Raw genomic sequence first — 25373 nt, forward strand, 5'->3', positions numbered from 1 at the left:
TAAATTATTGTCTAACGGTACCTGTAAAATGATTGATTTTTGAGTTGATTGGATTTCCTGATGCACGTCTAAAAGAAGCTAATTGACCTGCATGCCATGTAGCATCGGCAATAGGTCCGTTAATAGCATTCCATAACGGATGTTCTTTTTCTCCAAAAATTATTTTGTGTTGCGATACATCTGTGCTTTTTCTAAAAATATCACTCGCTAACTTTAAATTTTCTAAGGTTGCTTTTCTCTTTTCAGCAAATGTCATTTCTGATTTTACTTCTTTATGCGGAACCTTTAACGCAGCATTTTTAATTACTATCGACAAGCTTAACACATGATCTATTGTTTCTCCTGCTGTTTTTGCTTCTCTACTTGGCTTGTATTCTAAATCTTCTTCAGTTAAACCATCTGTAGCCCAATAATAACGAAACCCTAATCCATCTATCATTCTACTCACAACAGTTCCTGCTGTAAACTCCTCTGCCTCTTTAGGTATTTCGTAATAAGGTAATTTGTTTTGTGAATTTGTTGTAATCGACATAAGCAACAATAAAATTGAAGAAAAAAAGATTTTCATTTTAGGATATTTTGACGCTAATTTAAGGAAAAGTTTTTAGGAGTTTGTCAGATTTTTCTTCATTATATTTAAAACAAAAAAGCCGAAGCAAATGCTTCGGCTATCTATATAAACGATTGATAATTTATCTTTTTAACACCATGGTGTAAACTGTTTCATCTTCTACCGCAGAGACTAAAAGTTCTTTGTCATTAAGTTTTTCGATTTTTAAGTTACTTTCAAAACTTTCATCGTCAAACTCAAGTTCATTTTTTTCTTCGTTTAACTTCCAAGTACCTTCTTTTCCTTGGTCGTTCATTACTACTTGATACTTTCCGTTAGTGTTAAACTCTAACCAGTTATTTCCATCAGAAAATTCCATTTTTTCACTTCCAATTTCCATAGATTGAACCTTCCACTTTCCTGAAAGCAAACTATTAATTTCTTGATTTTCTTGAGAGAAACATAGTGAAGTACTACCAAGTAAAAACACTAGTAATGCAATTACTTTTTTCATTTTTGGGGGATTTAGGGGTTATTTACGTTCCAAATTTAACAAAAAAACCGAAACAAACAAATGTTTCGGTTTTTATATCTATGTTATTTTTATCTATTAATAGTAAGTATAACGACGTACTTTAGCAATGTGCTTAGCTAAACGCATTACTTGGTGAGAGTATCCGTACTCGTTATCGTACCATACATAAATTACAATTGTATCACCATCTGCAATAGTTGCTTTACTATCGAAGATAGACGGAGCTGTTGTTCCTACAATATCAGAAGAAACTAATTCGTTGCTTAATGAGTATTGAATTTGCTCTACTAAATCTCCTTCTAACGCATATTTCTTCATAATAGCGTTTACAGATTCAACTGTAGCTGGAGAGTTTAATTGTAAGTTTAAGATTGCTAACGATCCGTTTGGTACTGGTACACGAATAGCACTTGACGTTAATTTACCTGCTAATGCTGGTAACGCTTTTGCTACTGCCTTACCTGCACCAGTTTCGGTAATTACCATGTTTAAAGCAGCTGCTCTACCTCTACGGTATTTCTTGTGCATGTTATCAACCAAGTTTTGGTCGTTTGTATATGCATGTATAGTTTCTAAGTGCCCTTTTTTAATTCCGAAATTATCCTCTAACACTTTTAATACTGGAGTAATAGCGTTCGTAGTACAAGAAGCTGCAGAGAAAATATCAATATTATCAGGATTGTTCTCTTCATGATTAACACCGTGAACGATGTTTGGCACACCACCTCCTGGAGCAGTTAATAATACTTTGCTAGCTCCTTTAGCTTTTAAGTGACGGCTTAGCGCTTCTTCGTCTCTAAAAGCACCTGTATTATCTATAATTAACGCATCATTAATTCCGTATTCAGTATAATCGATATCTTCTGGTTGATTTGCAGAGATCATGTATACGGTAGTTCCATTAATGATTAACGCATTGTTATCAGCATCTACCTGAACAGTACCTAAGAAATCTCCGTGAACTGAATCTACGCTTAATAATGAAGCTCTTTTTTCTAAAACTGTTTGGTCTATTTTACCACGAGTAACTACAGCTCTTAAACGTAATTGAGAACCTTTACCCATTTTGCTACTTAACTCGCGAGCTAATAAACGACCAATACGACCAAAACCATATAATACTACATCTTTTGGTTTGATATTTTCTGCCTCAGTAGCATCTTTTAATTGCTCTTTTACAAAAGCAATTTTGTCTGCTGAAGCATCGTCTTGTAAGTGAAATTCATAAGCTAATTTACCTATATCTAATTTTGATGGTGGCAAATCGATTGATTGAATAGCTTTCGCAATTTCTAAAGCATCTTCAATAGTTATTGGCTTAGCTACAAACTCTTTAGCATAGTTGATTAAGTTTAAAACCTCACTAGCTCTTTTATCTACTAACGGGTTTCTAAATAATACTAACTCGATAGATTTATCGTACCATAAATCGTTTACGATGTTAATAAACTCAACAGTAGCTCTTCGAACTTGCGCTTGATTTACTACTTCTTTTTCGTAATTTGTTATTGTTGACATAGTTGTGTGTTAACTAAAAATTAAAAAATTTGTGCAAAAATAGGTATTTCTTCTTGATTTTTGATTGGTTTTTCAAAAGAAAAAGCCCTGTTAAAGTGATTTTAACAAGGCTTTCTTTATAAAAATATTATTCTATTAATATCTAAATCTTTCTATTTGACCGGAAGGACTAATCATTTCTAGCAAAAGTCTATTACCACTACCGTAAGTTTTGTCTAACATACTTGCTGCTTCTTTTGCATCAGCAACCTTCTTTCCGTTAATTTTAGTCAAAATATACCCTTCTCCTACATCAAACTGCTTAAATGCTATATTCTCAGTTCTTTTAATCTTAGCTCCACTCTCTATCTTAAACTTCTTTTTATCATCGTTTGTAATATCTTCAAACTCGGTTTGTAAAACTTTACTTACAGGTAGTTTTATAAGCTTAGTTAACTTAACGACCTTAGTAAGTTCTTCTCCATCTCTATCGATTATTACATTTACGTATTCTCCTGGTCTTTTTGCTGTTAACTGACCTTTTAAGTCTGAAAACTTGGTAATTTTTACGTTGTTTACTTTCGTTATGATGTCTCCTTCTTTTAATCCCGCTTTTTTAGCACCTCCTTCATCGTATATATCTTTGATTTTAACCCCTTCAATATCGTTTGCTTCTGTATCAACACCAATTCCTAAAACAGCTTGTTGCACCATTCCGAACTCTAACAAATCATCTACAATTTTTTTAGCAATGTTTGATGGTACCGCAAACGAATATCCAATAAACGAACCTGTTCTTGATGAAATTGCCGTGTTTATTCCGATTAATTCACCACGTGTATTCACTAAAGCTCCACCACTGTTTCCTGGATTTACTGCTGCATCTGTTTGAATAAAGGAATCAATATTCGTATTTCCGTTTAAATCTCGTCCTGTTGCACTTACAATACCTGCTGTAACTGTAGATGTTAAATTATACGGATTTCCAACTGCCAGTACCCATTCTCCAACCTTCATGTTATCTGAATTTCCGAAAGGTAAATTTGGCAACTCAATATCAGCTTCTACTTTCAACAAAGCTATATCGTTTGCTTTATCTGCTCCAATTAACGTAGCTTTTAACTTTTTTTGATTGTTTAACGTAATTTCTATATCGTTTGCTCCTTCAATTACGTGATTATTGGTTACAATATATCCATCAGGAGAAATGATAACACCACTACCTGTACCAACTTGTTCATACCTTCTGGTTCCACTTCCTCTACCGTAAAACAATTCTGCTAACGGATTTTGCTGTGTTCGTATCGATGTATTCTTAACATGTACTACTGCGTGTACCGTTTTATCGGCTGCCTCGGTAAAATCAGTCGGGGTTGATGATGAGTTTATCACTGTTGGCGTATAACTTGCTTCAACAGTTTGCATTGTTGGTTCTACTACTTTCTCAACAACTACTTGCGGTTCTTCTATCAATGTTTTATATCCTGCAAGTGCTATTGCTCCTCCTAAGATTGCAATTCCTAAAGTTCCAAATATTTTCTTCATATGCTTACAAAATTTTATATTTCAAATATATCAATTTTAACATTTTAAGTAAATGTGTTTAACTTCTATTTAACGGACTTTAACCGCTATTTAACAGTCTGCCCTCCTTGATAAAATATGTATCTTTGTTTACTATTATGGATTTAGAATTTTACAAATATCAAGGAACAGGGAATGATTTTATCATGGTAGATAATCGTTCAAAAACCTTTCCAAAAAATAAAACTGACATTATTGCAAAATTGTGTAATAGAAATTTTGGAATTGGTGCTGATGGTTTAATCTTACTTGAAGAAGATACTGATACTGATTTTAAAATGGTATACTATAATTCTGACGGTAACGAAAGTACCATGTGTGGTAACGGCGGACGATGTATTGTTACTTTTGCTCATAAACTAGGGCTTTTTGAAACCAATACAACTTTCATTGCTATTGATGGATTGCATCATGCTTCCATTGCCAATAACATTGTATCTCTTCAAATGATAGATGTTGAGGATGTGAAAATATTTGACAATTACGTTTTTACTAACACAGGTTCTCCTCATCATGTACAATTAGTAAATGACCTCTCTGAATATGATGTTTTTTCAAACGGAAGAAAAATCAGAAATGAAATTTACGGTACTGAAGGAAGCAACGTGAATTTTGTAGAGCAAGTTAACTCTAATACTTTCAGAGTTCGCACCTACGAACGTGGTGTTGAAGACGAAACTTTAGCTTGCGGAACAGGTGTTACCGCTGTTGCTATTGCTATGCATGCTACTAAAAAAACTACTAACACTTCAATTACTCTACCTGTAGAAGGAGGAGAATTAAAAGTTTCTTTTGAAGAAAAAAACAGCACTTATACTAATGTATTTTTAACAGGACCTGCTACATTTGTATTTGATGGTAAAATAAACATTTAGTGCATACGTTAACAGGAACATATATCAACTTAAGAGCTTTAGAACCTGAAGATTTGGAGTTTTTATTTCAGATGGAAAACAACGAACTGTTTTGGGAAGTTAGCCATACGCAAGCTCCTTTTTCTAAATTTTTATTGAAACAATATTTAGAAAATTCACATTTAGATATATATGAAGCAAAGCAATTACGTTTAGTTATTGAAGAGAAAGCTACCAGTGAACCTGTTGGAATGATTGATTTGTTTGATTTTAACCCTCAACACAAAAGAGCTGGGGTTGGAATTTTAGTCCACCCTGATTCTCAACACAAAGGACTTGCTTCAGAAGCTTTAGAATTATTAATAAAGTATTGTTTTACGCATTTACAATTACATCAATTATATGCAAATATTACAGATGATAACCATAACAGTTTACATCTTTTTCAAAAACACAACTTTACACAAATTGGTATAAAAAAAGATTGGACATACCACAAAGGAACATATAAAAACGAACTACTATTTCAATTAATCAATGAATAAGAAAATTATTTTAGGAAGCATTGCTGTTATTTTTTTAATTGGCGGAATTATTGGCTTTAACTATTATCAAAAAATATTTGGAAAAGCAGTTACCAAAGATGGTGCTGTTTTTATTGGTTCAAACGCTTCTTTTATAGATGTTCAAAAACAACTTACCGAATTTGTAAAACATCCCGAAAATTTTGTTTGGGTTGCAGAAAAGAAAAAATTCACCCAACCTAAAGGCGGAAAATACTTGTTAAAAAAAGGTATGAGTATGAACGATGTGGTAAATCTTTTACGTAGCGGAAATCAAACTCCAATCACTTTATCGTTCAACAATCAAGATACTTTAGAAAAATTAGCAGGAAGAATTTCCGAACAAATTGAAGCTGATTCTACTGCTTTATTACAAGCAATGATTGATACTAACTTTTTATCAACTAATAAGTTTACAGAAAAATCAGCTTTAGGAATGTATATTCCGAATAGCTATGAGTTTTACTGGAATACTTCCGCAGAAAATTTCCGTGATAAAATGCTACGCGAATACAATCGTTTTTGGACTCCTGCTAGATTAGAAAAAGCTAAAAAACTAAATCTTTCAAAAGAAGAAGTTATCACATTAGCTTCTATTGTTCAAAAAGAAACAGCTCAAAAAATTGAGCGTCCTATTGTTGCTGGTTTATACTTGAATAGATTAAAAGACAACTGGCCTTTACAAGCTGATCCTACAGTTATTTATGCTATCAGAGAAATTAAAGGACAAGATTTTGTAGTAAAAAGAGTTTTGAATAAAGATTTAGTAATAGACTCTCCTTACAATACCTACAAGAACACAGGACTTCCTCCTACTTTAATTGCAATGCCTGATATTTCCTCTATTGATGCTGTTTTAAACAACCAAAAACACAACTATTATTATATGTGTGCAAGTGTAGATAAGATTGGTTTTCATGAATTTGCGAATTCTTTAGCACAGCACAACAGAAATGCTGCGAAATACCAACAATGGATAAATCAACGAGGAATAAGAAGATAAATTAACAAAAATTTATTTTTACTAATTTTAATAAAAGATTATCAAAAATATAAAAAAACCCTCTTTTTTTTATATTCTAACTAAACAAAACACCAGAAAACACCCTTATTCTTAACAGTTAAATAACGGTAATTTATTGATTTATAATCTGTTGTAAAAAATTACCGTATCTTTGCCTGGCTAAACAGAAAGTATATAATTATCAGACATTTAGTATTAGTCATTGTAACATTTGGATTCTTAACTAGTTTCACAGAGGTTACAACTAAACACGAAAAAGCTGTTACCACCCCAGTTCCAGCGAACAAAATCGAAAAAGTGAATGTTCCTTTTTTATCAAATGATTTTGTTGGATTTAAAGAAGCTCTAGCTTTTAAAGAATCTCAAGGGAGATACAGAGTTATTAATGAGCTTGGCTACTTAGGGAAATACCAATTTGGTAAAGAAACTTTAAAAAGATTCCGAATTTACAACACCGATTACTTCTTAAAAACTCCTGAATTACAAGAACGTGCATTTGTAGCTTACTGTAAGCTAAACAAATGGATTTTACGTAAGGATATTAAAAGAAGCGTTGGCAAAACCATTAACGGAATAAAGATAACTGAATCAGGTATTTTAGCAGCAGCCCATTTAAGTGGTGCTGGAAATGTAAAAAAGTTTTTACGATCAAACGGAGCTATTCAATTTAACGATGCTTTTGGAACATCAATAGAATCGTACTTGAAAAAGTTTGCTGATTATGATGTTTCTAATATCGAAGCAACTAAAAAGCCCGTTGTTTAACTAACTTAACTAAAAAATAAAAAAGCTCACTTTTCAGTGAGCTTTTTTGTTTTTCTATGCTTTTATTAAAAGTCTTGGTTGACATTCCAAGATTCTAAAATTTCTTTAAATGTTTTGATAAACATACCACCTAATGCTCCGTTCACTACTCTGTGATCGTAAGAATGCGATACAATCATTTTATGACGGATTCCGATGAAATCTCCTTCTGGAGTCTCAACAACCGAAGGCATTTTTCTAATAGCTCCTAAAGCTAAAATTGCCACTTGTGGTTGGTTGATGATTGGAGTTCCCATAATTGAACCAAAACTTCCCACGTTTGTTACCGTATAAGTTCCTCCTTGAATTTCGTCTGGCTTTAATTTATTAGCTCTCGATCTGTTTGCTAAATCATTTACTTGCTTAGTCATTCCCACTAAACTTAATTGATCTGCATTTTTAATTACAGGAACAATTAAATTTCCATCAGGTAAAGCAGCTGCCATTCCTAAGTTGATATTTCCTCTTTGGATGATTTTATCTCCATCAACAGAAATGTTGATTAATGGGTGCTTTTTAATCGTTTGCGCTACAGCTTGCATAAAGATTGGAGTAAAGGTTAACTTCTCTCCTTCTCTCTTAAAGTAAGCGTCTTTTACTTTGTTTCTCCAGTTTACAATATTGGTAACATCAATTTCTATGAAAGACTGAACATGTGCCGATGTTTGTATCGAATCAACCATGTGCTTGGCAATCAATTTACCCATACGGCTCATTTCAATTACTTGATCTTGTCCTCCTAAGGTAATTGGTGTTGATACTACTTTTTCAGCTGGGGCTGCTTTTACTGGAGCTACAGCAGGCTTTTCAGCTACTTTTGGTTGACTTCCTCTATTTTCTAAATATGATAAAATATCATTCTTAGTAACTCTTCCTTCTTTTCCTGTTCCTGAAATAGAATCTAATTCTTCAACAGAAATTCCTTCTGTTTGTGCAATACTTTTTACTAATGGTGAGTAAAAACGATCGCTAGAAGAAGTATCAATTGCTGTAGCAACAGTTTCTTTTGCTACTTCAACTGTTTTTTCTACTGCTTCAACAGCTGCTGGTTGTGCTTCTTCTTTCTTCGGAGCTTCTGTAACTGCTCCTTCTCCGCCTTCAGTTTCGATAATAGCAATTGTTTGCCCTACCTGCACAACAGCGTCTTTTTCAAATAAGATTTCAACTAAGGTTCCTTCAACTTCACTAGGCACTTCGCTATCTACTTTATCAGTAGCTACTTCAACAACGGTATCATCTATATCAATAGTTTCTCCAACTTCTTTTACCCAAGAAGTAATCGTTGCTTCTGCAACACTTTCGCCCATTTTAGGCAACTTCAATTCGTATCTAGCCATAGTATGTATATTTTTAACGCTTGCGAAGTTACTAAAAAGCAATGATTTTTCATCATTTTAACAATGAAAAAATCATTTTATATAATTTTTATTTTTGAATTATTTTCAAAAAAAAAGACTAAAAACAACATTTACCATTTTTAAATATTGATTTTCAGTCTTAAAATTATGCTTTTCGTAATGCTATACCCAATTTTTAGGTTTTGCTAACACCTCTAATAATTTCGCTTCTTCTGAACCTTCTTCTGGATGATGATTGTATTTCCATTGTACCGTAGGTGGCAAACTCATTAAAATACTTTCAATACGTCCGTTCGTTTTTAAGCCAAATAATGTTCCTCTATCGTGTACCAAATTAAACTCTACATAGCGACCACGACGAACTTCTTGCCAATCTTTATGCTCTTGGGTATACTGTATGTCTTTTCTTCTCTCTACAATAGGTACATACGAGTTTAAAAAGCTGTTTCCTACTTCGGTCACAAAACCATAACGATCCTGCATTGAAAATTCTTCTGTTTCTTTTAAATAGTCAAAGAACAAACCTCCTAAACCACGGGCTTCATTTCGATGTGCATTCCAAAAATAATTATCACAGGTTTCTTTATATTTTTTATAAAAACCGTCATTATGACGGTCGCAAGCTTCTTTACAAACCGAATGAAAATGCACTGCATCTTCTTCAAATAAATAATACGGAGTTAAATCTTGTCCACCTCCAAACCACTGAGTAACAATATTTCCTTCTCCATCATACATTTCAAAATAGCGCCAATTAGCATGCACTGTTGGTACAAACGGATTCTTAGGATGAATTACCAAACTCAATCCACAGGCAAAGAAATCTCCACTTTCCACTCCAAACTGCTTTCTTAATACCTCAGGTAATTCACCATGTACTGCTGAAATATTTACGCCTCCTTTTTCAAAAATGTCTCCATTTTCAATTACACGTGTTCTACCTCCACCACCTTCAGCACGATCCCATAAGTCTTCTTGAAACTTCACTTTACCATCTACTTCCTCTAATTTTGAAGTGATCGTGTCTTGTAATTGTTGGATATAGGCGTAAAATTGATCTTTCATTTGTTGATTCTATTGAAGTGCAAAAGTACTTATTCTGGTAATTTTTTAAGCTGTATTTTCTTAATAGTTTCAGTAGTTGCTGCAGTAACTGATAATGGTAATACAAGGATTACTCCGATTATAGGGATTAATAAAAAAAGCATGAATACTATTCCGTTTCCTATCGCTAATCCTTTATTCTCTTTTACAAAATTAATACTTTCTCGATACTTAAAATGACGTTCTAAAGTATAATCTATATTTCCAAAACCTGCATAATATGCTTGCATTAAGAACAATAATACGGTTGAAATAATACCTATAACAGGGATGAATCCTAATAATAAGATAGGAATGGTTAATAACAATTCTCTTGTTAAATTTCTTAGGTTTATTCGTATACCTCTAATTAATTGTTCTTGAAAAGAAGTTATTCTATGAGTATGATCTTCACCTCTAAGATAATCTTCTATTTTTTCTGAAACTGGACTCATAAAAGGAGCTGATAATGCCATTACGATATGCTTATACAATATCAATCCTATTACGACTATTATCAATCCACTTATAAAAGTGCTGATTACCTCAAAGGTTTGTTTACCAAATTCCCATTTCCAAAAATTAGCTACATAATGACCTATATTATCAGAAAAAGTATAAGCCATGAAACCTACAAATGTTGCTGTTAATAAGCTTATAAACATTGGTATGATAAAATATTTCCATAACTTTAATTTAGATATTAGTCCGAATGCTCCGAAGTATGCTTGAATTCCTTTTACAATATTTTGTATCATTTCTTTTTTTGTGTGAAAATAAAAAACCTCTTTCGATTAGGAAAGAGGTTTAAAAAATATTGTTATTTCAACTACTTTAAAATTGGTGCTAAAAAGTCTTCGAAATTCTTAGTATTAATTTCGTTTACTTCATCCCAACCAACTTCTTTTGTTGGCGTAGCAGCACCTCTTTTTACATTAACAAATTGCTTCTCTTTGTTAATTAAGTATACTGTAGGATAATCTAATCTATGAACAAACCCGCTGATGTCTAAATATCCTTTTTCAACTTTATCTATATCTCTGGCAGGTACTAATTTTACTCTTTTATCTAACTTCTCAGCCATTCTTTTAACCTTAGCTTCCTTATCCCAAAAAATCATAATAAACTCTAATTGGTTATTATATTTTTCAACCATAGCATTTAAGGCAGGTACATCTCCCCAACTAGGAGCTGACCAAGTAGCGTTTGCTATAAGTACGATTGGCTTGTTAATTTTGTCTGTACTTACCGTTTTGCTATCTATTGTAGTAAAGTTATAATTTAACAAATAAGAGCCTTTAATGCACTTATCAATCAAACCTTCGGTACTTTCTTCTACACAATTATTTACAGCAAAATTGTAATACGTTTTATTTTGAGCGAAACTAACAGTCGTTAAAAAACACATCAAAACAAAAAATAAGTTCTTCATTTTTAATTATTTAAAGGGGGTTATCTATCGGCCTTATACTCCTTAACCGCATCAATAAACGCCTTGGCATTCTCTAGCGGGATGTTCGGTAAAATTCCGTGCCCCAAGTTAACAATATATTTGTCTTTACCAAACTCATTAATCATTTGGTGTACCATCTTTTTTATTTCAGCTGGTGGAGACAACAATCTTGAAGGGTCAAAGTTACCTTGTAAGGTAATATTCCCTCCTGTTAAATAACGTGCATTTCTTGCTGAACATGTCCAATCTACTCCTAAGGCTGATGCATTTGATTGTGCCATTTCATGTAAGGCAAACCAACATCCTTTACCAAAAGCGATAACTGGAGCATCATCTTTTAATGCTTCTATTATTTGATTGATGTACTGCCATGAAAACTCTTGATAGTCGGTTGGAGATAACATTCCTCCCCAAGAATCAAAAACTTGTACAGCATTTACACCTGCTTTTACTTTTTCTTTTAAATACGCAATAGTGGTATCGGTTATCTTCTGAAGCAATTCGTGTGCCAAAACTGGTTGCGTAAAACAAAATTCTTTTGCTTTATCAAAATTTTTAGATCCTTGCCCTTGTACAACGTAACATAAAATCGTCCAAGGAGAACCAGCAAAACCAATTAATGGAATCTCATCATTTAGTTTTTCTTTGGTTGCTTTAATAGCATCCATTACATAACCTAACTCTTCATGAATATCAGGAATAATTACGTTATCCAACCCTTTTCTATCTCTAACTGGGTTTGGTAAATATGGTCCAAAATTTGGCTTCATTTCCACTTCAATATTCATTGCCTGTGGAATTACTAAAATGTCTGAAAACAAAATAGCAGCATCCATTCCATATCTACGGATAGGTTGTACTGTTATTTCAGAAGCTAATTCAGGAGTTTTACAACGTGTAAAGAAATCGTACTTTTCACGTAATTCCATAAATTCTGGTAAATATCTTCCTGCTTGACGCATCATCCATACTGGTGGACGATCGACAGTTTCTCCTTTTAACGCTCTTAAAAATAAATCGTTTTTTATCATAATTCATTGTTGAAAAGTTGAAAAGTTAAAGGTTTAAAAGTTTACTTTGCAACTTTATTACTTTTAACTTTTAACTAACTTTCCCTACTGCTTCCATCGACTTATCAATGGCATTTGCAATCTTTTGAATATCTTTTTCAGTTAATGCTGAAGACAAGAACCATGCTTCAAACTGGCTTGGAGGTAAAAACACACCATTTCTAGTCATTTCCCAAAAGAAAGTAGCATATTTCTTCGTATCTGAAGTTTGTGCTTCTTCAAAGTTAGTTACTTTTTTATTGGTAAAGAACGGATTAATCATCGAACCAAATCGGTTAACTGTGATTTCTACCCCATGCTTTTTAGCTGATTCCAATAAGAATACCTCAATAATTTGAGCAATCTCGTTAAACTTTTCGTACGGATTTTGTTTCTTTAATTCTGTTAAAGTTGAAATTCCTGCTGCCATGGCAATTGGATTTCCTGATAAAGTTCCTGCTTGGTACATTCCTCCTAATGGAGCTACTGTTTCCATAATTTCATTACGTGCTCCATAGGCTCCTACTGGAAAACCTCCTCCAATTACTTTTCCTAAACAAGTAATATCAGCTTCAACACCTAACACTTCTTGAGCTCCTCCAAACTTAGAACGGAAACCTGTCATTACCTCATCAATAATTAATAAAGCTCCTTTTGAGTTTACGTACTCTTTTAATTCTTTTAAGAAGTCATCTTGTGGAGTTACTACTCCCATGTTTCCTGCAATAGGTTCTAAAATAACTCCTGCAATATCATCGTGCGCTTCAAAATGTGCTTTTACACTTTCTAAATCGTTGTAATTTGCAATCAAGGTATTTTTTACAGCCCCTTCTGGTACTCCTTTACTACCTGGTAAACTCAACGTAGCTAAACCAGAACCTGCAGCTACTAATAAAGCATCTTGATGCCCGTGATAACAACCTGCAAACTTTATAATTTTATCTTTTCCTGTAAACGCTCTCGCTAAACGAATTCCGCTTAATACCGCCTCTGTACCAGAGTTTACAAAACGAACTTTGTCCATTCCAGGGAAAGCATCACAAACAATTTTTGCTAATTTAATTTCACCTTTTGTTGATGCTCCAAAAGAATACCCATTTTTCAAAGCTTTTCTAATAGCTTTTTCTACTTTTTTATGACGGTGTCCTAAAATCATTGGGCCATAAGACAATACTAAATCGATATACGAATTATCATCAACATCAATAATTTTACTTCCTTTCGCTTTTTTTATAAATAAAGGATTCCCTCCTACGGATGCAAATGCACGTACTGGTGAATTTACCGCTCCTACTAGGTTCACTAATCCTTTGTTATATAATTCTTGTGATTTTTTGAACATAATGTGTATTTGTGTATTTGTTTAATCGTGTAATAGAAACTTTTCGACTGCGCTCAAAGTAACAGTTTTACAATTAAACAGTTTAACTTTTCAATAATAATCTCGCTGCTTCTTTAGCAAAGTACGTAATGATAATATCTGCTCCTGCTCTTTTCATAGACAATAAGCTTTCCATCATTACTTTTTCACCGTCAATCCAACCTTTTTCAGCAGCTGCTTTTATCATTGAATACTCTCCGCTTACATTATAGCAAGCAATTGGTCTATCGAAATTATTTTTTAAATCTCTGATGATATCTAAATACGATAAAGCTGGTTTTACCATTAAAATATCTGCTCCTTCTTCGTCATCAAAAGTTGCTTCACGTAAACCTTCATCTCTATTAGAAGGATCCATTTGGTAGGTTCTTCTATCTCCAAACGATGGTGCTGAATCTACTGCTTCTCTGAAAGGCCCATAGAATCCTGAAGCGTATTTTACAGAATATCCCATGATTGGTAAGTTCGCAAAACCTGTATTGTCTAATGCTTCACGCATCATAGCTATAGCACCGTCCATCATTCCTGATGGGGCTACCATATCTGCTCCTGCTTTGGCATGCGATACTGTTTGCTTCGCTAAGTTTACTAGAGTTGCATCGTTATCTACATCATTATCGTGTATTACACCGCAGTGACCATGTGAGGTGTATTCACAAAAACACACATCGGTAATTACATATAAACTCGGATAATTCTTTTTAATGAATCGGATAGCTTGTTGCATGATTCCATTATCATTCCATGTTTCGGTACCTTCATCATCTTTTTTAGATGGAATTCCAAATAACAAAACTGCTGGAATTTTTAATGCTACAACCTCATCTAATTCTTTAGAAATGGTATCTAACGAATAACGATTGATTCCTGGCATTGAAGGAATTTCAGTTTCGATGCCTGTTCCTTCTTCAATAAATAATGGGTATATAAAATCATCAACCGATAGTTTGTTTTCTCTAACTAAACGACGGATGTTTTCTGTTTTTCTTAGTCTTCGAGTTCTAAACATAGTTTATTTTTTAACAAAGTGTAAGTTCACTAACTCTATAACACTTTCTACGGTTGGCATTTTCGCTACTTGCACTTCTTTAAAATGCTTTTTAGCTTCTTCCGCCGTACTTTCACCTATACAAAATGCAATTTTATCAGCAGCGTTTTCTTCCATATAACTTTCTACTGTTGATGGACTGTAGAATAATACTCCGTTTACCTTCTCATCAACCTTAGTTGGACTGTACATGGTTTTATAAGCTTCTACTTCATTTACTGTAACTCCGTTTGCTTTTAAAAGCATAGGAAGTGTATCTAAACGTAAATCGCTACAGAAATAAGTAACTTCTTGTCCTTTTAATTCTTTTGATAAGTATTCAGATAATTTTTTAGCATTATTTTCTGAATGAGCTACTTTACCAATACGTTGTTCGATTAACTTTTTAGTTCTTCGACCAACACAGTAAATATTTTTGAACTGTAATTCTTCTGAAGTAAAAGAGTTTAAAAGTGCTTCTACTCCGTTTTTACTGGTGATAATTACATTCTCTATTCCATTCTTAATTACCTTAGGAGCAATTCTATTAAAACGGATTTTAATAAAATCACTATCCTCAACATGCATAGTTGTTGGTAATAATTTCTTTTGTGCTTCTGATAATTTTTTGGTTGAATAAACTGAAAATTGCTTTTCAATCCCTTCATCTTCCATCATAATTAGCTTACCACCCTTATCTATCACATAATTTGCGCAATCTTTTGCTACAAATTTATGCTTACCTACTTTTACTTTTTTACTAACTTCAATCTTCTTCTTCCCATCTCTACTTAGTAAAATTCCTTTGAAGTTTATTTCATTTTCTTTTTCGTTGATAAAAGCCAAAGCTCCAATAGGTGCTGTACAACCTCCTTCTAAACGATTTAAAAACTCACGTTCTATACCCGTACAGATTTCGGTATCCTTATCATTTAACTCAGCACAAATTTCTTTAATTTCTTCGTTTTCATCTAAAGCAGTTATCATGATTGCTCCTTGAGCTGGAGCTGGAATCATCCATGTTAAGTTCACTGCTCCTTTTGGTCGTAATCCTACACGTTCTAATCCTGCTGCTGCAAAAACAGCTCCGTTCCAATTATTATCTTCTAACTTTTGTAAACGTGTATTGATGTTTCCTCGTAACCCTTCTACTGTATGCGTTGGATAACGATTTAACCACTGTGCTTTTCTACGTAAACTACCCGTTGCAATCACTCCATTTGGTTGCGACATGAATTCTTCATTATCTTTTAACAACAAAATATCGTTATAATTAGCACGCTTTAAAACCGCAGCTTGTATGATACCTTCTGGCAATATTGTAGGAACATCTTTCATAGAATGCACCGCAATGTCAATTTCATTATTTAACATAGCGATGTCTAAAATTCTCGTAAAAATTCCTGTGATTCCTAACTCATAAAGGGGTTTATCTAAAATTAAATCACCCGCTGATTTAACGGGTATTATTTTAGTTTCATGTCCTAATTCTTCTAAAAGTTTTTGAACTTTTGTTGCTTGCCACATAGCCAATTGGCTATCACGTGTACCTATTCTAATTGTCTTCTGCATGGATCGCTTGTAAATTTGCACCAAACACTTTAGCCATTACTTCAATACTTGTATTTACCGAAGTTTCTTCGTCTTTTAAGTGTTTTACAAATTGTGTAGTTATTTTTTGAATAAATCTTGATGTTAATATTTCTGCTTGTTCTTCATCAAAATTTTTAATTTTCTTTTTATGGAAAGCTATTTCGTCTTGTTGAATCGTTTGTAATGATTCTTTTAACGCTGTAATAGCTGGTGTAAATCTTCTGTGATTTAACCACTCTTGAAACTCCTGATTATGAGTATCGATAATTGCTTCAGCAACTGGAACTTCTTGTTGGCGAATTGCTAAAGTTTCATCAGTAACTTTAGATAAGTCATCAACATTTACAATAGTTACATTTTCTAACTCAGCTACTTCTTTGGAAACATTCGCAGGCATCGATAAATCTAAAATCAACAATTCTTTATCTGCAGGAATGTATTCTTTCGTGATTGTTGGAAAACTAGCTCCTGTAGAGACAATTAACACATCTGTATTATGTACCTCAGCTGTTAAATCAGCGTACTTAGCATCTCTAATTAACGGATGTTCTTTTACAAACTCAGAAACCTTCTCTTCTGTTCTATTAATTAAACTTACCGATTTGTTTTGCGTGTATTCTGCTAAATTTTTACAGGTGTGTTTTCCCATTTTACCTAATCCGAAAACTAAAATATTTTTCGAATTGTAATCTGGTAAATTATTGATAATGTACTGTACCGCAGCATACGATACTGAAGTGGTACCTGAACTTAATTTTGTTTCATTTTTAACACGCTTGCTCGCTTGCATAACGTGATTTAACAAACGCTCAAAATACGCATTGGTAGTTCCTAACTTTTTTGCTTGTTTAAAAGCTTGACGTAACTGACCTACAATTTCATAGTCTCCTAAAATTTGACTATCTAAACCAGTTCCCATTCTAAATAAATGGTTAATAGCTTCGTTGTTTTTGTATACGTTAGATACGTCTGCAAATTCTTCAACAGTTCCGTTTGAATATTTACACAACATACTAATTAGCTGAAAAGGATGTTCGGCAAAACCACAGATTTCTGTTCTGTTACAGGTTGACAGCACAAAAATACCGTCTACACCGTTTTGCTTCGCTTCTTTTAAAAGTGCTTTCTGATTTTCTTTAGAAATGCTAAACTTCCCCCTAATTGCAGCATCAGCTTTTTTATAACTAACGCCTATGTTGTATAAGTTGCCTTGTTGTTTGTTTTCTACTGTCATTGAGTCTTCTTCAAAAAAGTCGGTCAAAAATATAAATATTGAATAAAAAAAAGTATCGCTAAAAGAACTTTTAATGTCGCTATTTGCTTTTTCACCTAAAAACACACCAAAAACCTATTCAAAAGTGTATTTTTGCAGTAAATTAGGCTTGTAGAGATATATTATTTTAGAATCATTCTAAATAACAAGCTTTAAAAAAAACATAGAATCTATGTCAAAAAATATCGCAGAAAGTACATTTAGAGAAGTTTCGCTAGAAAAGGGTTTTTTTGTGCTAAAATTTCAAAACAACTCTGATGAGACTGAGTTTTACAAAAGAGATATCGACAACTCCTACATACAACTACACTACTGTGTTAAAGGTAATTGTAAGTTTCATTTTAACAACAACAGCTATACTTTTAACGTATTAGATAAGCATTCTATTTTCTTATACAACCCCCAACAAAACCTTCCTATTAACTTAGAAATTTTACCAAAAACCTCACTAGTTTCTGTGTTGATTTCTATTGAAAAGTTCCACACGTTTTTTTCTAAAGAAGCGAGCTACATTCCTTTTTTAAGTGAAAACAATAAGAACAAAAAGTATTATGACAACGCTGAAATAAATCCGAATGTATTATTTGTGCTTCAGCAAATATTAACAGCTCAAAACCAAAGTTCTATGCGAGACCTTTATATTAAAGGAAAAACATACGAACTACTGAGTTTACATTTTGATAGCGGAGAAAATACCAGCGAAGAGTATTGCCCTTTCCTAATTGATGACAGAGAAGTTTTAAAAATTAGAAAAGCAAAAGACATTATTATCTCTAGAATGAGTGAACCACCAAGTTTACAAGACCTAGCTAATGAAGTAGGATTAAATCTTAAAAAATTAAAAGAAGGTTTCAAACAAATTTATGGAGATACGGTATATAGCTTCTTGTTTGATTACAAAATGGATCATGCTCGTAAACTTTTAGAAAGTAATCAATACAATGTAAATGAGGTTGGATTACATGTTGGTTACAGTACTTCTAGTCACTTTATTGCTGCATTTAAAAAGAAGTTTGGCACTACACCTAAACAATATGTAATGAGTTTACAACAATAAAAGAAAACAGAAAAAGATGAAACAACTAACTCATTACGACATAGAAAACAACCAACAAAGTTTTCCTATAACTATTGTTTGTGACGCTATCCGAACTCCTGAAAACATTGGAATGTGTTTTCACATTTCAGAAAGTTTTGGGGTATCTAAAATCTATTTACACGAAAGTTCTCCTTCTATAGAGAACAGAATTGTTAAGAAAACTGCTCGAAATACGATTCAACAAATATCACATAATACGTATAACGATTTTGAACAACTTATCCATCAATTAAAAGAAGAAGGAAACACGATTATTGGAATTGAAATTACCGATAAAAGTATAAATATTAGCGATTACGATTTCAGTCCACATTCGAAAATTGTGTTACTTTTGGGTAGCGAAAGAAACGGCATAGAAAATGTTAATTTGGTAGACACAACAGTTGCGATACCAATGTACGGAAGAAATTCTAGCATGAATGTAATTCACAGTTTAGCTATCGCATTATACGAAACGACAAATCAGTTAAAAGAAAAGAACTTGAAATAGTATGAAAGGAGTTTTATTAGTAAACCTTGGCTCACCAAAAAGCACAAACCCTAAAGACGTAAAAAAGTACTTAGATGAATTTTTAATGGACGAACGTGTTATTGACGTTCCATTTTGGTTACGTGCATTTATTGTTAGAGGTATTATTTTAAATACACGCCCAAAAAAATCGGCAGAAGCATATCAAAAAATATGGTGGAAAGAAGGTTCTCCCCTAATCGTATTATCAGAACGCTTACAAAACAAAGTACAAGCAAAAACAGAACTACCCGTTGCTTTGGCAATGCGATACGGAAATCCATCTATCAAAAGTGGATTACAAGAACTACACGACAAAGGTGTTACGGATGTTTTATTAGTTCCGTTATATCCTCAGTTTGCTATGGCGACCACTGAGACTATTTTGGTTTTAGCTGAAGAATTAAGAAAAGAATTCTTCCCTAACATGAAAATTACGGATGTTCCTGCTTTTTACAACAAACCAGAATATATTAAAGCTTTATCTAACAGCATAAAAGATTATTTAGCTGATAAAGACTACGACCATATCTTATTTTCTTATCACGGAGTACCAGAGCGACACATCAGAAAATCTGACATCACTAAATCGCACTGTAACCCTGAGGCAGGAAATTTAAGTTGTTGTAACACTCCTTCTGAAGCTCATAAGTATTGTTACCGTCACCAATGTTATCAAACTACTAAAAATGTGATTTCTGAATTAGGTTTAGACGAAAATAAAGTATCCACTTCATTTCAATCTCGCTTAGGAGTAGATCCTTGGTTACAACCGTATACTGATAGAACAATTGTAAATAAAGCTGAAAAAGACGGAATTAAAAAGTTAGCTATTGTAACTCCTGCCTTTGTTTCTGATTGTTTAGAAACTTTAGAAGAAATAGCAATGGAGGGCAAACATGAATTTTTGGAAGCTGGTGGTGAAGAGTTTCATACAGTTCCTTGTATTAACGACAACGATGAATGGGTAAATGTTTTAGCAGGATGGATTAATGATTTTAATAAGAATTAATTATGGACTTTTTATACGTAAAAGCATTACACATTATATTTGTAGTAACTTGGTTTGCCGGGTTATTTTACATAGGTCGCTTATTTATTTACCATGTAGAAGCTGAAAAAAAAGACGAACCAGCCAAGTCTATATTACAAACCCAATACAAGTTAATGTCTAAACGTTTATGGTACATTATTACTTGGCCTTCTTTATTTATAGCGAGTTTTTTTGCTTTTTGGATGCTATATAAAAATCCTTATTACTTAAAAATGCCTTGGATGCATGTAAAATTAGCCTTTGTATTAGCGCTGTATTTTTACCACGGATTTTGTCACAAAATCTACAAAGAACTACAACGTGATGAGGTTAAATACACACCTAATAAACTCCGCATGTTTAATGAAATTCCAACTGTAATTTTATTTGCTGTTGTGTTTTTAGTCGTTTTAAAAAGTGCTATTAATTGGATTTGGGGTGTGGTAGGAATTATATTATTTGGAGTATTATTGATGATTGGTATTCGTTATTATAAAAAAGTAAGAGCTAAAAAATCGTGGGATAAATTCGAGCAAGAGTTGATTGATGAGGATGAAAAATTAGATAATTAGAAAAAAGCGAAGTTTAAAACTTCACTTTTTTTATCCCTTTATCGATTGTTCAAACGGTATCCTGTTCACAATACTTCTTCCTAAAGTAACCTCATCTGCATATTCCAACTCATCTCCTACCGAAATTCCTCTAGCAATCGTTGAAGTTGTAATTCCGTATTGCTCTATCTGTTTGTAAATATAAAAGTTGGTCGTATCACCTTCCATCGTAGAACTTAAGGCAAAGATCAATTCTTTCACCTCTCCTTCTTTTACCTTTTCTACTAATGATTCAATCTGTAAATTTTGAGGACCAATCCCTTCAATAGGAGAAATCTTTCCTCCTAACACATGATACAGACCTCTGTATTGTGCTGTATTTTCAATCGCCATTACATCACGAATATCTTCTACCACACATACAATCTCAGCATTTCGCTTCGGATTACTACAAATATCACATAACACTGTATCAGAAATATTATGACATTTCTTACACGATTTTACATCGTTACGTAAATGCGTCAATGCTTCTGTTAAATACTTCGTATTCTCTTTCGGTTGTTTCAATAAATGCAACACCAAGCGAAGTGCAGTGCGTTTACCAATTCCAGGTAATCGACTTACTTCATTTACTGCATTTTCTAATAATTTTGACGAAAAATCCATGCTGCGAATTTACAATTTTTCAATAAGGATTAAGTATCTTCGTAGCTTTAAAATTAAACAAACAATTCACAATGAATTCAGAGATAAGAAACCTAGAACCGAAAGCTGTTTGGAAAAATTTCGCAGATTTAAACGCAGTTCCTCGTCCATCAAAAAAAGAAGAAAGAGTCATTCAATTCATGGTTGATTTTGGTAAAAAATTAAACCTTGAAACTATGGTTGACAAAGTAGGTAACGTAATTATTCGTAAGCCTGCTTCAGCTGGAATGGAAGACCGTAAAACAGTCGTTATGCAAAGCCATTTAGATATGGTACACCAAAAAAATGCTGATACTGTTTTTGATTTTGACACCGAAGGAATTAAAATGTTTGTAGATGGTGATTGGGTTAAAGCTGACGGAACTACATTAGGAGCCGACAACGGTTTAGGTGTTGCCGCTATCATGGGAGTTTTAGAATCTACTGATATTCCTCACCCTGCTATCGAAGCTTTATTCACAATTGATGAAGAAACAGGTATGACAGGTGCTATGGGACTTGAAGGTGGTTTATTACAAGGTGAAATTTTATTAAACCTAGATACTGAAGAGGATGATGAAATAGGAATGGGATGTGCTGGTGGTGTAGATGTTACCGCTACTAGAGATTATAACGAAGAAACCACTCCTGAAAACACCATTGCTTATGAAATTTCTGTTACTGGGTTAAATGGTGGTCACTCAGGAATGGATATCATCAAAGGTTTAGGAAACGCCAACAAAATAATGAACCGTTTACTATTTGATGGTTTTACAAACTTCGGATTACGTGTTTCAGAAATTAACGGAGGTAGTTTACGTAATGCTATTCCTCGCGAAAGCTTTTCAACTGTAGTTATTGATGCTGTTTCTAAAGAACCTTTCTTATTTGAAATACATGAGCTTATCAACAACATCAAAGCTGAGTTTTTAACATTAGAACCTAATCTTTCTATTGAATTGAAAGAAGTTGACACTCCAGAAACTGTAATGGATTTAGGGATTCAAGAAGGATTAATTAAAGCTGTTTACACAGCTTTAAATGGCGTATACCGTATGAGTCCTGATATTGAAGGTTTAGTAGAAACTTCAAACAACATTGCTCGTATTATTGTAAAAGACGGAGCTATTAAAATTGGATGTTTAACTCGTTCTTCTTCTGAAACTAATAAATGGGATTTAGCGAACTCATTACGTTCAGCTTTTGAATTAGCAGGTTTTGACGTAGAGTTTTCTGGTTCGTATCCAGGATGGTTACCAAACGTAAACTCTGAAATTTTAAAAACGGTAACAGATTTATATGAAGAATTGCATAACGAAAAACCTATTGTAGCTGCTTGTCATGCAGGATTAGAATGTGGTATTTTAGGTCAAAACTACCCAGAAATGGACATGGTTTCTTTCGGTCCTAATATTAAAGGAGCTCACTCACCTGATGAGCGCGCACAAATATCATCAACGCAAAAATTCTGGAAGTTTTTACTAGAGATTTTAAAGAACACTCCAGTAAAAAACTAAATTTCATACATAAACTTTCAAACCACAACTTTTCAGTTGTGGTTTTTTGTTTACATTTATAAAATGAATTTTTTAGCGCATCTATATCTTTCCGATAACAACACCAATATAATGATTGGTAACTTTATTGCCGATCATGTAAAAGGGAAAAACTTTTCTCATTATCATGAAGATATTCAAAAAGGTATTTTACTACACCGAGAAATAGACACCTATACAGATGCGCATGAAATTGTTAGGATTAGTAAGCGTCGCCTTCACGAAAGATATCGTCATTATGACGGAGTAATTATCGATATTTTTTACGATCATTATTTAGCCAAAAACTGGAAAAATTATTCGCAAGTTCCATTAGGCATCTATGTTAATTCTGTCTATAATTTACTTCAAGACAATATTGATATTCTTCCTGAAAAAACACAAGAAATGCTACCCTACATGATACAGTATAACTGGTTATATAATTATCAATATGCTAAAGGGATTCAGGAAGTGCTAAACGGAATGAATAGACGCACTAATGGGAAATCAAAAATGAATTTAGCTACTGGAGATTTGTTAGAGAATTATCAAATTTTTGAAAATGATTTCACTACTTTTTTTGAAGATCTCCGTGCATTTTCTAATCAAAAACTAAAAGAACTAAGTTAACAACACATGAAAAAAGCATTCTTATTTTTTTTAACACTCACAGTATTATATAGCTGTAAAAAAGAAAAAGTTGTAGGTACAATTACTGAAAAGGCTATGGTAGTTTCTGCCCGTAAAGAAGCTTCACAAATTGGTTCAGATATCTTACAAAAAGGAGGAAATGCTTTTGATGCCATGGTTGCTACCGAACTAGCATTGGCAGTTGCTTATCCGTATGCAGGAAACATAGGCGGTGGCGGATTCATGGTCTACCGCAAAAATTCAGGAGAAATTGGCGCGTTAGATTATCGTGAGAAAGCACCTCTTGCCGCTCATAAAAACATGTATTTAGACAGCTTAGGAAATGTAATTGAAAATAAAAGTACCTTAGGCGCTATGGCTGTTGGAATACCCGGTACAGTAGCTGGAGTTTTTGCTACACACGAAAAATTTGGTTCATTACCTATACAAGAAATTTTAAAACCAGTTATAGCCTTAGCTAAAAAAGGCGTTATAGTTACTCAAAAACAAGAAGACCGCATTAAAAAATATCAACACTACTTTTTAAAAGCGAATAAAGACTCTATTCTTTTTGATAAATCTTGGAAAAAAGGTGACACTATTAAATACCCTGCTCTAGCAGAAACCTTAGGGCGCATTTCAAAAAACGGTCGTGATGAGTTTTACAAAGGAGAAACTGCTAAACGCTTAGTTGCTTTTATGCAAGACAACGGTGGAATTATGACAGAAGAAGATTTAGCTAAGTATGAAGCCAAATGGAGAACTCCGATAACTTTTACCTATGACGATTTACGAATCATTTCTATGTCACCACCCGCTAGTGGAGGTATTTGTTTAGCACAAATTATGAATGGAATTGAACCGTTTGATCTAGACAAATACGGACATAATTCAACAAGAGCGATGCAAGTAATCACCGAATCTGAACGTAGAGCTTATGCTGATAGAAGTTTTTACTTAGGAGATCCTGATTTTGTTGAGATTCCAGTTAAAACACTTATAAGTAAAGAGTATACAAAAAATCGAATGGATGATTTTTCTTTTGAAAAAGCGACTCCTTCAACCAATGTTTCTCACGGAAGCATTACTATGATTGAAAGCGACGAAACTACCCACTACTCTATTGTTGATCAATTTGGAAATGCTATTTCAGCCACCACAACCATCAACGGAGCTTACGGTTCTAAATTATATTGTTCAGATTTAGGATTCTTCCTAAACAATGAAATGGATGATTTTTCAAGCAAACCTGGGGTACCAAATATGTTTGGTTTGGTAGGTGCTGAAGCTAATAAAATAGAACCTGAAAAACGCATGTTAAGTTCTATGACTCCTACCATTGTAGAGAAAAACGGAAACTTGTATATGGTTGTAGGAACCCCTGGAGGCTCAACCATCATCACATCTGTATTACAAACCATTTTAAATGTGCATGAATTTGACATGGGAATGCAAGAAGCAGTAAATCAACCACGCTTTCACCATCAATGGTTGCCTGATGTAATTAAAATGGAACCTAATGGTTTTAACGAAGAAGTAAAAAAAGAGCTACAACTACTCGGATACGAACTAGACGAAACAAACTCACCTGTTATTGGTAAAGTAGATGCTATTTTAGTACTTCCCAATGGAAAACTAGAAGGTGGTGCTGATCCTAGAGGGGATGATACTGCGGTAGGGTTTTAGGTTTTAGGCTTTA

General features: G+C 33.3%; 25 protein-coding genes. 11 read left to right on the top strand and 14 right to left on the bottom strand.

From position 1 onward, the window contains the following. Positions 1-4: 4 nt before the first annotated feature. The 4 genes from AC3VI6_RS00980 to AC3VI6_RS00995 form a co-directional block, all read right to left on the bottom strand. Positions 5-568, bottom strand: coding sequence for a DinB family protein (locus tag AC3VI6_RS00980; protein WP_497704850.1), 564 nt, complete (start codon positions 566-568; stop codon positions 5-7). A 124-nt stretch (positions 569-692) separates the two neighbouring features. Further along, a complete protein-coding gene (locus tag AC3VI6_RS00985) occupies positions 693-1064 on the bottom strand; it encodes a lipocalin family protein (protein ID WP_497704851.1) in 372 nt (123 codons plus the stop codon). A 96-nt stretch (positions 1065-1160) separates the two neighbouring features. Continuing rightward, a complete protein-coding gene (locus tag AC3VI6_RS00990) occupies positions 1161-2603 on the bottom strand; it encodes a glyceraldehyde-3-phosphate dehydrogenase (protein WP_497704852.1) in 1443 nt (480 codons plus the stop codon). A gap of 135 nt (positions 2604-2738) precedes the next feature. After that, positions 2739-4127, bottom strand: a complete 1389-nt coding sequence (locus AC3VI6_RS00995; RefSeq protein ID WP_497704853.1) for a S1C family serine protease — start codon at positions 4125-4127, stop codon at positions 2739-2741. A 137-nt stretch (positions 4128-4264) separates the two neighbouring features. Here AC3VI6_RS00995 and dapF point away from each other — a divergent pair, with 137 nt between their 5' ends. The 4 genes from dapF to AC3VI6_RS01015 all read left to right on the top strand — a co-directional run bounded on the left by dapF (position 4265) and on the right by AC3VI6_RS01015 (position 7372). Beyond that, entirely contained in the window at positions 4265-5041 is a 777-nt protein-coding gene (dapF, locus tag AC3VI6_RS01000) for a diaminopimelate epimerase (protein ID WP_497704854.1), read from the top strand. Then, complete coding sequence (locus tag AC3VI6_RS01005) at positions 5041-5565, top strand: GNAT family N-acetyltransferase (RefSeq protein WP_497704855.1); 525 nt, start codon at positions 5041-5043, stop codon at positions 5563-5565. The genes dapF and AC3VI6_RS01005 overlap by 1 nt, the downstream gene beginning before the upstream one ends. Continuing rightward, positions 5558-6586 carry an endolytic transglycosylase MltG gene (gene mltG, locus AC3VI6_RS01010; RefSeq protein ID WP_497704856.1) on the top strand — a complete coding sequence of 343 codons (1029 nt, stop codon included), beginning with the start codon at positions 5558-5560 and terminating at the stop codon, positions 6584-6586. The genes AC3VI6_RS01005 and mltG overlap by 8 nt, the downstream gene beginning before the upstream one ends. A gap of 318 nt (positions 6587-6904) precedes the next feature. Then, a complete protein-coding gene (locus AC3VI6_RS01015) occupies positions 6905-7372 on the top strand; it encodes a peptidoglycan-binding protein LysM (RefSeq protein ID WP_497704857.1) in 468 nt (155 codons plus the stop codon). 65 nt (positions 7373-7437) lie between these two features. On the opposite strand, the gene AC3VI6_RS01020 is transcribed toward AC3VI6_RS01015, so the two are convergent. The 9 genes from AC3VI6_RS01020 to hemA all read right to left on the bottom strand — a co-directional run bounded on the left by AC3VI6_RS01020 (position 7438) and on the right by hemA (position 17589). Then, the gene (locus AC3VI6_RS01020; protein WP_497704858.1) at positions 7438-8748 is read right to left on the bottom strand and encodes a dihydrolipoamide acetyltransferase family protein; all 1311 of its coding nucleotides are present in this window, start codon (positions 8746-8748) and stop codon (positions 7438-7440) included. A 183-nt stretch (positions 8749-8931) separates the two neighbouring features. Beyond that, the gene (hemF, locus tag AC3VI6_RS01025; RefSeq protein WP_497704859.1) at positions 8932-9834 is read right to left on the bottom strand and encodes an oxygen-dependent coproporphyrinogen oxidase; all 903 of its coding nucleotides are present in this window, start codon (positions 9832-9834) and stop codon (positions 8932-8934) included. A gap of 29 nt (positions 9835-9863) precedes the next feature. Beyond that, the gene (locus AC3VI6_RS01030; protein WP_497704860.1) at positions 9864-10610 is read right to left on the bottom strand and encodes an EI24 domain-containing protein; all 747 of its coding nucleotides are present in this window, start codon (positions 10608-10610) and stop codon (positions 9864-9866) included. Between the two features lie 71 nt (positions 10611-10681). Further along, positions 10682-11284 (bottom strand): TlpA family protein disulfide reductase, encoded by a 603-nt coding sequence (locus tag AC3VI6_RS01035; protein WP_497704861.1) that lies wholly within the window; start codon positions 11282-11284, stop codon positions 10682-10684. 20 nt (positions 11285-11304) lie between these two features. Beyond that, on the bottom strand, positions 11305-12336 hold the full coding sequence (gene hemE / locus AC3VI6_RS01040; protein WP_274633988.1) for a uroporphyrinogen decarboxylase: 1032 nt from the start codon (positions 12334-12336) through the stop codon (positions 11305-11307). 70 nt (positions 12337-12406) lie between these two features. Next, positions 12407-13699 carry a glutamate-1-semialdehyde 2,1-aminomutase gene (gene hemL, locus AC3VI6_RS01045; protein ID WP_497706559.1) on the bottom strand — a complete coding sequence of 431 codons (1293 nt, stop codon included), beginning with the start codon at positions 13697-13699 and terminating at the stop codon, positions 12407-12409. A gap of 79 nt (positions 13700-13778) precedes the next feature. Then, positions 13779-14744: a porphobilinogen synthase gene (gene hemB, locus AC3VI6_RS01050; protein ID WP_435255180.1), complete on the bottom strand. Its 966-nt coding sequence runs from the start codon at positions 14742-14744 to the stop codon at positions 13779-13781. A gap of 3 nt (positions 14745-14747) precedes the next feature. Beyond that, complete coding sequence (gene hemC, locus AC3VI6_RS01055) at positions 14748-16334, bottom strand: hydroxymethylbilane synthase (RefSeq protein ID WP_497704862.1); 1587 nt, start codon at positions 16332-16334, stop codon at positions 14748-14750. After that, entirely contained in the window at positions 16318-17589 is a 1272-nt protein-coding gene (gene hemA, locus AC3VI6_RS01060; RefSeq protein ID WP_497706560.1) for a glutamyl-tRNA reductase, read from the bottom strand. Before hemA ends, hemC begins: the two co-directional genes overlap by 17 nt. Positions 17590-17800: 211 nt before the next feature. On the opposite strand from hemA, the gene AC3VI6_RS01065 reads away from it, so the two are divergent. The 4 genes from AC3VI6_RS01065 to AC3VI6_RS01080 are packed head-to-tail and all read left to right on the top strand — an operon-like array spanning position 17801 to position 20840. After that, entirely contained in the window at positions 17801-18685 is an 885-nt protein-coding gene (locus AC3VI6_RS01065) for a helix-turn-helix transcriptional regulator (protein WP_299008391.1), read from the top strand. Between the two features lie 16 nt (positions 18686-18701). Then, positions 18702-19217 (top strand): TrmH family RNA methyltransferase, encoded by a 516-nt coding sequence (locus tag AC3VI6_RS01070; RefSeq protein ID WP_497704863.1) that lies wholly within the window; start codon positions 18702-18704, stop codon positions 19215-19217. Position 19218: 1 nt separating this feature from the next. Beyond that, positions 19219-20247: a ferrochelatase gene (gene hemH / locus AC3VI6_RS01075; protein ID WP_497704864.1), complete on the top strand. Its 1029-nt coding sequence runs from the start codon at positions 19219-19221 to the stop codon at positions 20245-20247. A gap of 2 nt (positions 20248-20249) precedes the next feature. After that, on the top strand, positions 20250-20840 hold the full coding sequence (locus AC3VI6_RS01080; protein WP_497704865.1) for a CopD family protein: 591 nt from the start codon (positions 20250-20252) through the stop codon (positions 20838-20840). 30 nt (positions 20841-20870) lie between these two features. Here the strand turns inward: AC3VI6_RS01080 and recR are convergent, their stop codons facing one another. Further along, complete coding sequence (recR, locus tag AC3VI6_RS01085; RefSeq protein WP_497704866.1) at positions 20871-21488, bottom strand: recombination mediator RecR; 618 nt, start codon at positions 21486-21488, stop codon at positions 20871-20873. 71 nt (positions 21489-21559) lie between these two features. On the opposite strand from recR, the gene AC3VI6_RS01090 reads away from it, so the two are divergent. The 3 genes from AC3VI6_RS01090 to ggt all read left to right on the top strand — a co-directional run bounded on the left by AC3VI6_RS01090 (position 21560) and on the right by ggt (position 25360). Further along, positions 21560-23023: an aminoacyl-histidine dipeptidase gene (locus AC3VI6_RS01090; protein ID WP_497704867.1), complete on the top strand. Its 1464-nt coding sequence runs from the start codon at positions 21560-21562 to the stop codon at positions 23021-23023. Positions 23024-23086: 63 nt separating this feature from the next. After that, positions 23087-23674: an acyl carrier protein phosphodiesterase gene (locus tag AC3VI6_RS01095; protein ID WP_497704868.1), complete on the top strand. Its 588-nt coding sequence runs from the start codon at positions 23087-23089 to the stop codon at positions 23672-23674. Positions 23675-23680: 6 nt separating this feature from the next. Continuing rightward, on the top strand, positions 23681-25360 hold the full coding sequence (gene ggt, locus AC3VI6_RS01100; protein WP_497704869.1) for a gamma-glutamyltransferase: 1680 nt from the start codon (positions 23681-23683) through the stop codon (positions 25358-25360). Positions 25361-25373: the final 13 nt, after the last annotated feature.

Source organism: Tenacibaculum sp. TB-56, from assembly GCF_059716275.2.

Bases quoted from the DNA above. Each gene is read 5' to 3' on its own strand.
- AC3VI6_RS01065 (WP_299008391.1), top strand. From the start codon at position 17,801: ATGTCAAAAAATATCGCAGAAAGTACATTTAGAGAAGTTTCGCTAGAA.
- hemE (WP_274633988.1), bottom strand. From the start codon at position 12,336: ATGATAAAAAACGATTTATTTTTAAGAGCGTTAAAAGGAGAAACTGTC.
- AC3VI6_RS01035 (WP_497704861.1), bottom strand. From the start codon at position 11,284: ATGAAGAACTTATTTTTTGTTTTGATGTGTTTTTTAACGACTGTTAGT.
- hemA (WP_497706560.1), bottom strand. From the start codon at position 17,589: ATGACAGTAGAAAACAAACAACAAGGCAACTTATACAACATAGGCGTT.
- AC3VI6_RS01020 (WP_497704858.1), bottom strand. From the start codon at position 8,748: ATGGCTAGATACGAATTGAAGTTGCCTAAAATGGGCGAAAGTGTTGCA.
- mltG (WP_497704856.1), top strand. From the start codon at position 5,558: ATGAATAAGAAAATTATTTTAGGAAGCATTGCTGTTATTTTTTTAATT.
- ggt (WP_497704869.1), top strand. From the start codon at position 23,681: ATGAAAAAAGCATTCTTATTTTTTTTAACACTCACAGTATTATATAGC.
- AC3VI6_RS00990 (WP_497704852.1), bottom strand. From the start codon at position 2,603: ATGTCAACAATAACAAATTACGAAAAAGAAGTAGTAAATCAAGCGCAA.
- hemC (WP_497704862.1), bottom strand. From the start codon at position 16,334: ATGCAGAAGACAATTAGAATAGGTACACGTGATAGCCAATTGGCTATG.
- dapF (WP_497704854.1), top strand. From the start codon at position 4,265: ATGGATTTAGAATTTTACAAATATCAAGGAACAGGGAATGATTTTATC.
- hemB (WP_435255180.1), bottom strand. From the start codon at position 14,744: ATGTTTAGAACTCGAAGACTAAGAAAAACAGAAAACATCCGTCGTTTA.
- recR (WP_497704866.1), bottom strand. From the start codon at position 21,488: ATGGATTTTTCGTCAAAATTATTAGAAAATGCAGTAAATGAAGTAAGT.
- AC3VI6_RS00985 (WP_497704851.1), bottom strand. From the start codon at position 1,064: ATGAAAAAAGTAATTGCATTACTAGTGTTTTTACTTGGTAGTACTTCA.
- AC3VI6_RS01095 (WP_497704868.1), top strand. From the start codon at position 23,087: ATGAATTTTTTAGCGCATCTATATCTTTCCGATAACAACACCAATATA.
- hemH (WP_497704864.1), top strand. From the start codon at position 19,219: ATGAAAGGAGTTTTATTAGTAAACCTTGGCTCACCAAAAAGCACAAAC.
- AC3VI6_RS01030 (WP_497704860.1), bottom strand. From the start codon at position 10,610: ATGATACAAAATATTGTAAAAGGAATTCAAGCATACTTCGGAGCATTC.
- AC3VI6_RS00995 (WP_497704853.1), bottom strand. From the start codon at position 4,127: ATGAAGAAAATATTTGGAACTTTAGGAATTGCAATCTTAGGAGGAGCA.
- AC3VI6_RS01070 (WP_497704863.1), top strand. From the start codon at position 18,702: ATGAAACAACTAACTCATTACGACATAGAAAACAACCAACAAAGTTTT.
- hemF (WP_497704859.1), bottom strand. From the start codon at position 9,834: ATGAAAGATCAATTTTACGCCTATATCCAACAATTACAAGACACGATC.
- AC3VI6_RS01090 (WP_497704867.1), top strand. From the start codon at position 21,560: ATGAATTCAGAGATAAGAAACCTAGAACCGAAAGCTGTTTGGAAAAAT.
- AC3VI6_RS00980 (WP_497704850.1), bottom strand. From the start codon at position 568: ATGAAAATCTTTTTTTCTTCAATTTTATTGTTGCTTATGTCGATTACA.
- AC3VI6_RS01080 (WP_497704865.1), top strand. From the start codon at position 20,250: ATGGACTTTTTATACGTAAAAGCATTACACATTATATTTGTAGTAACT.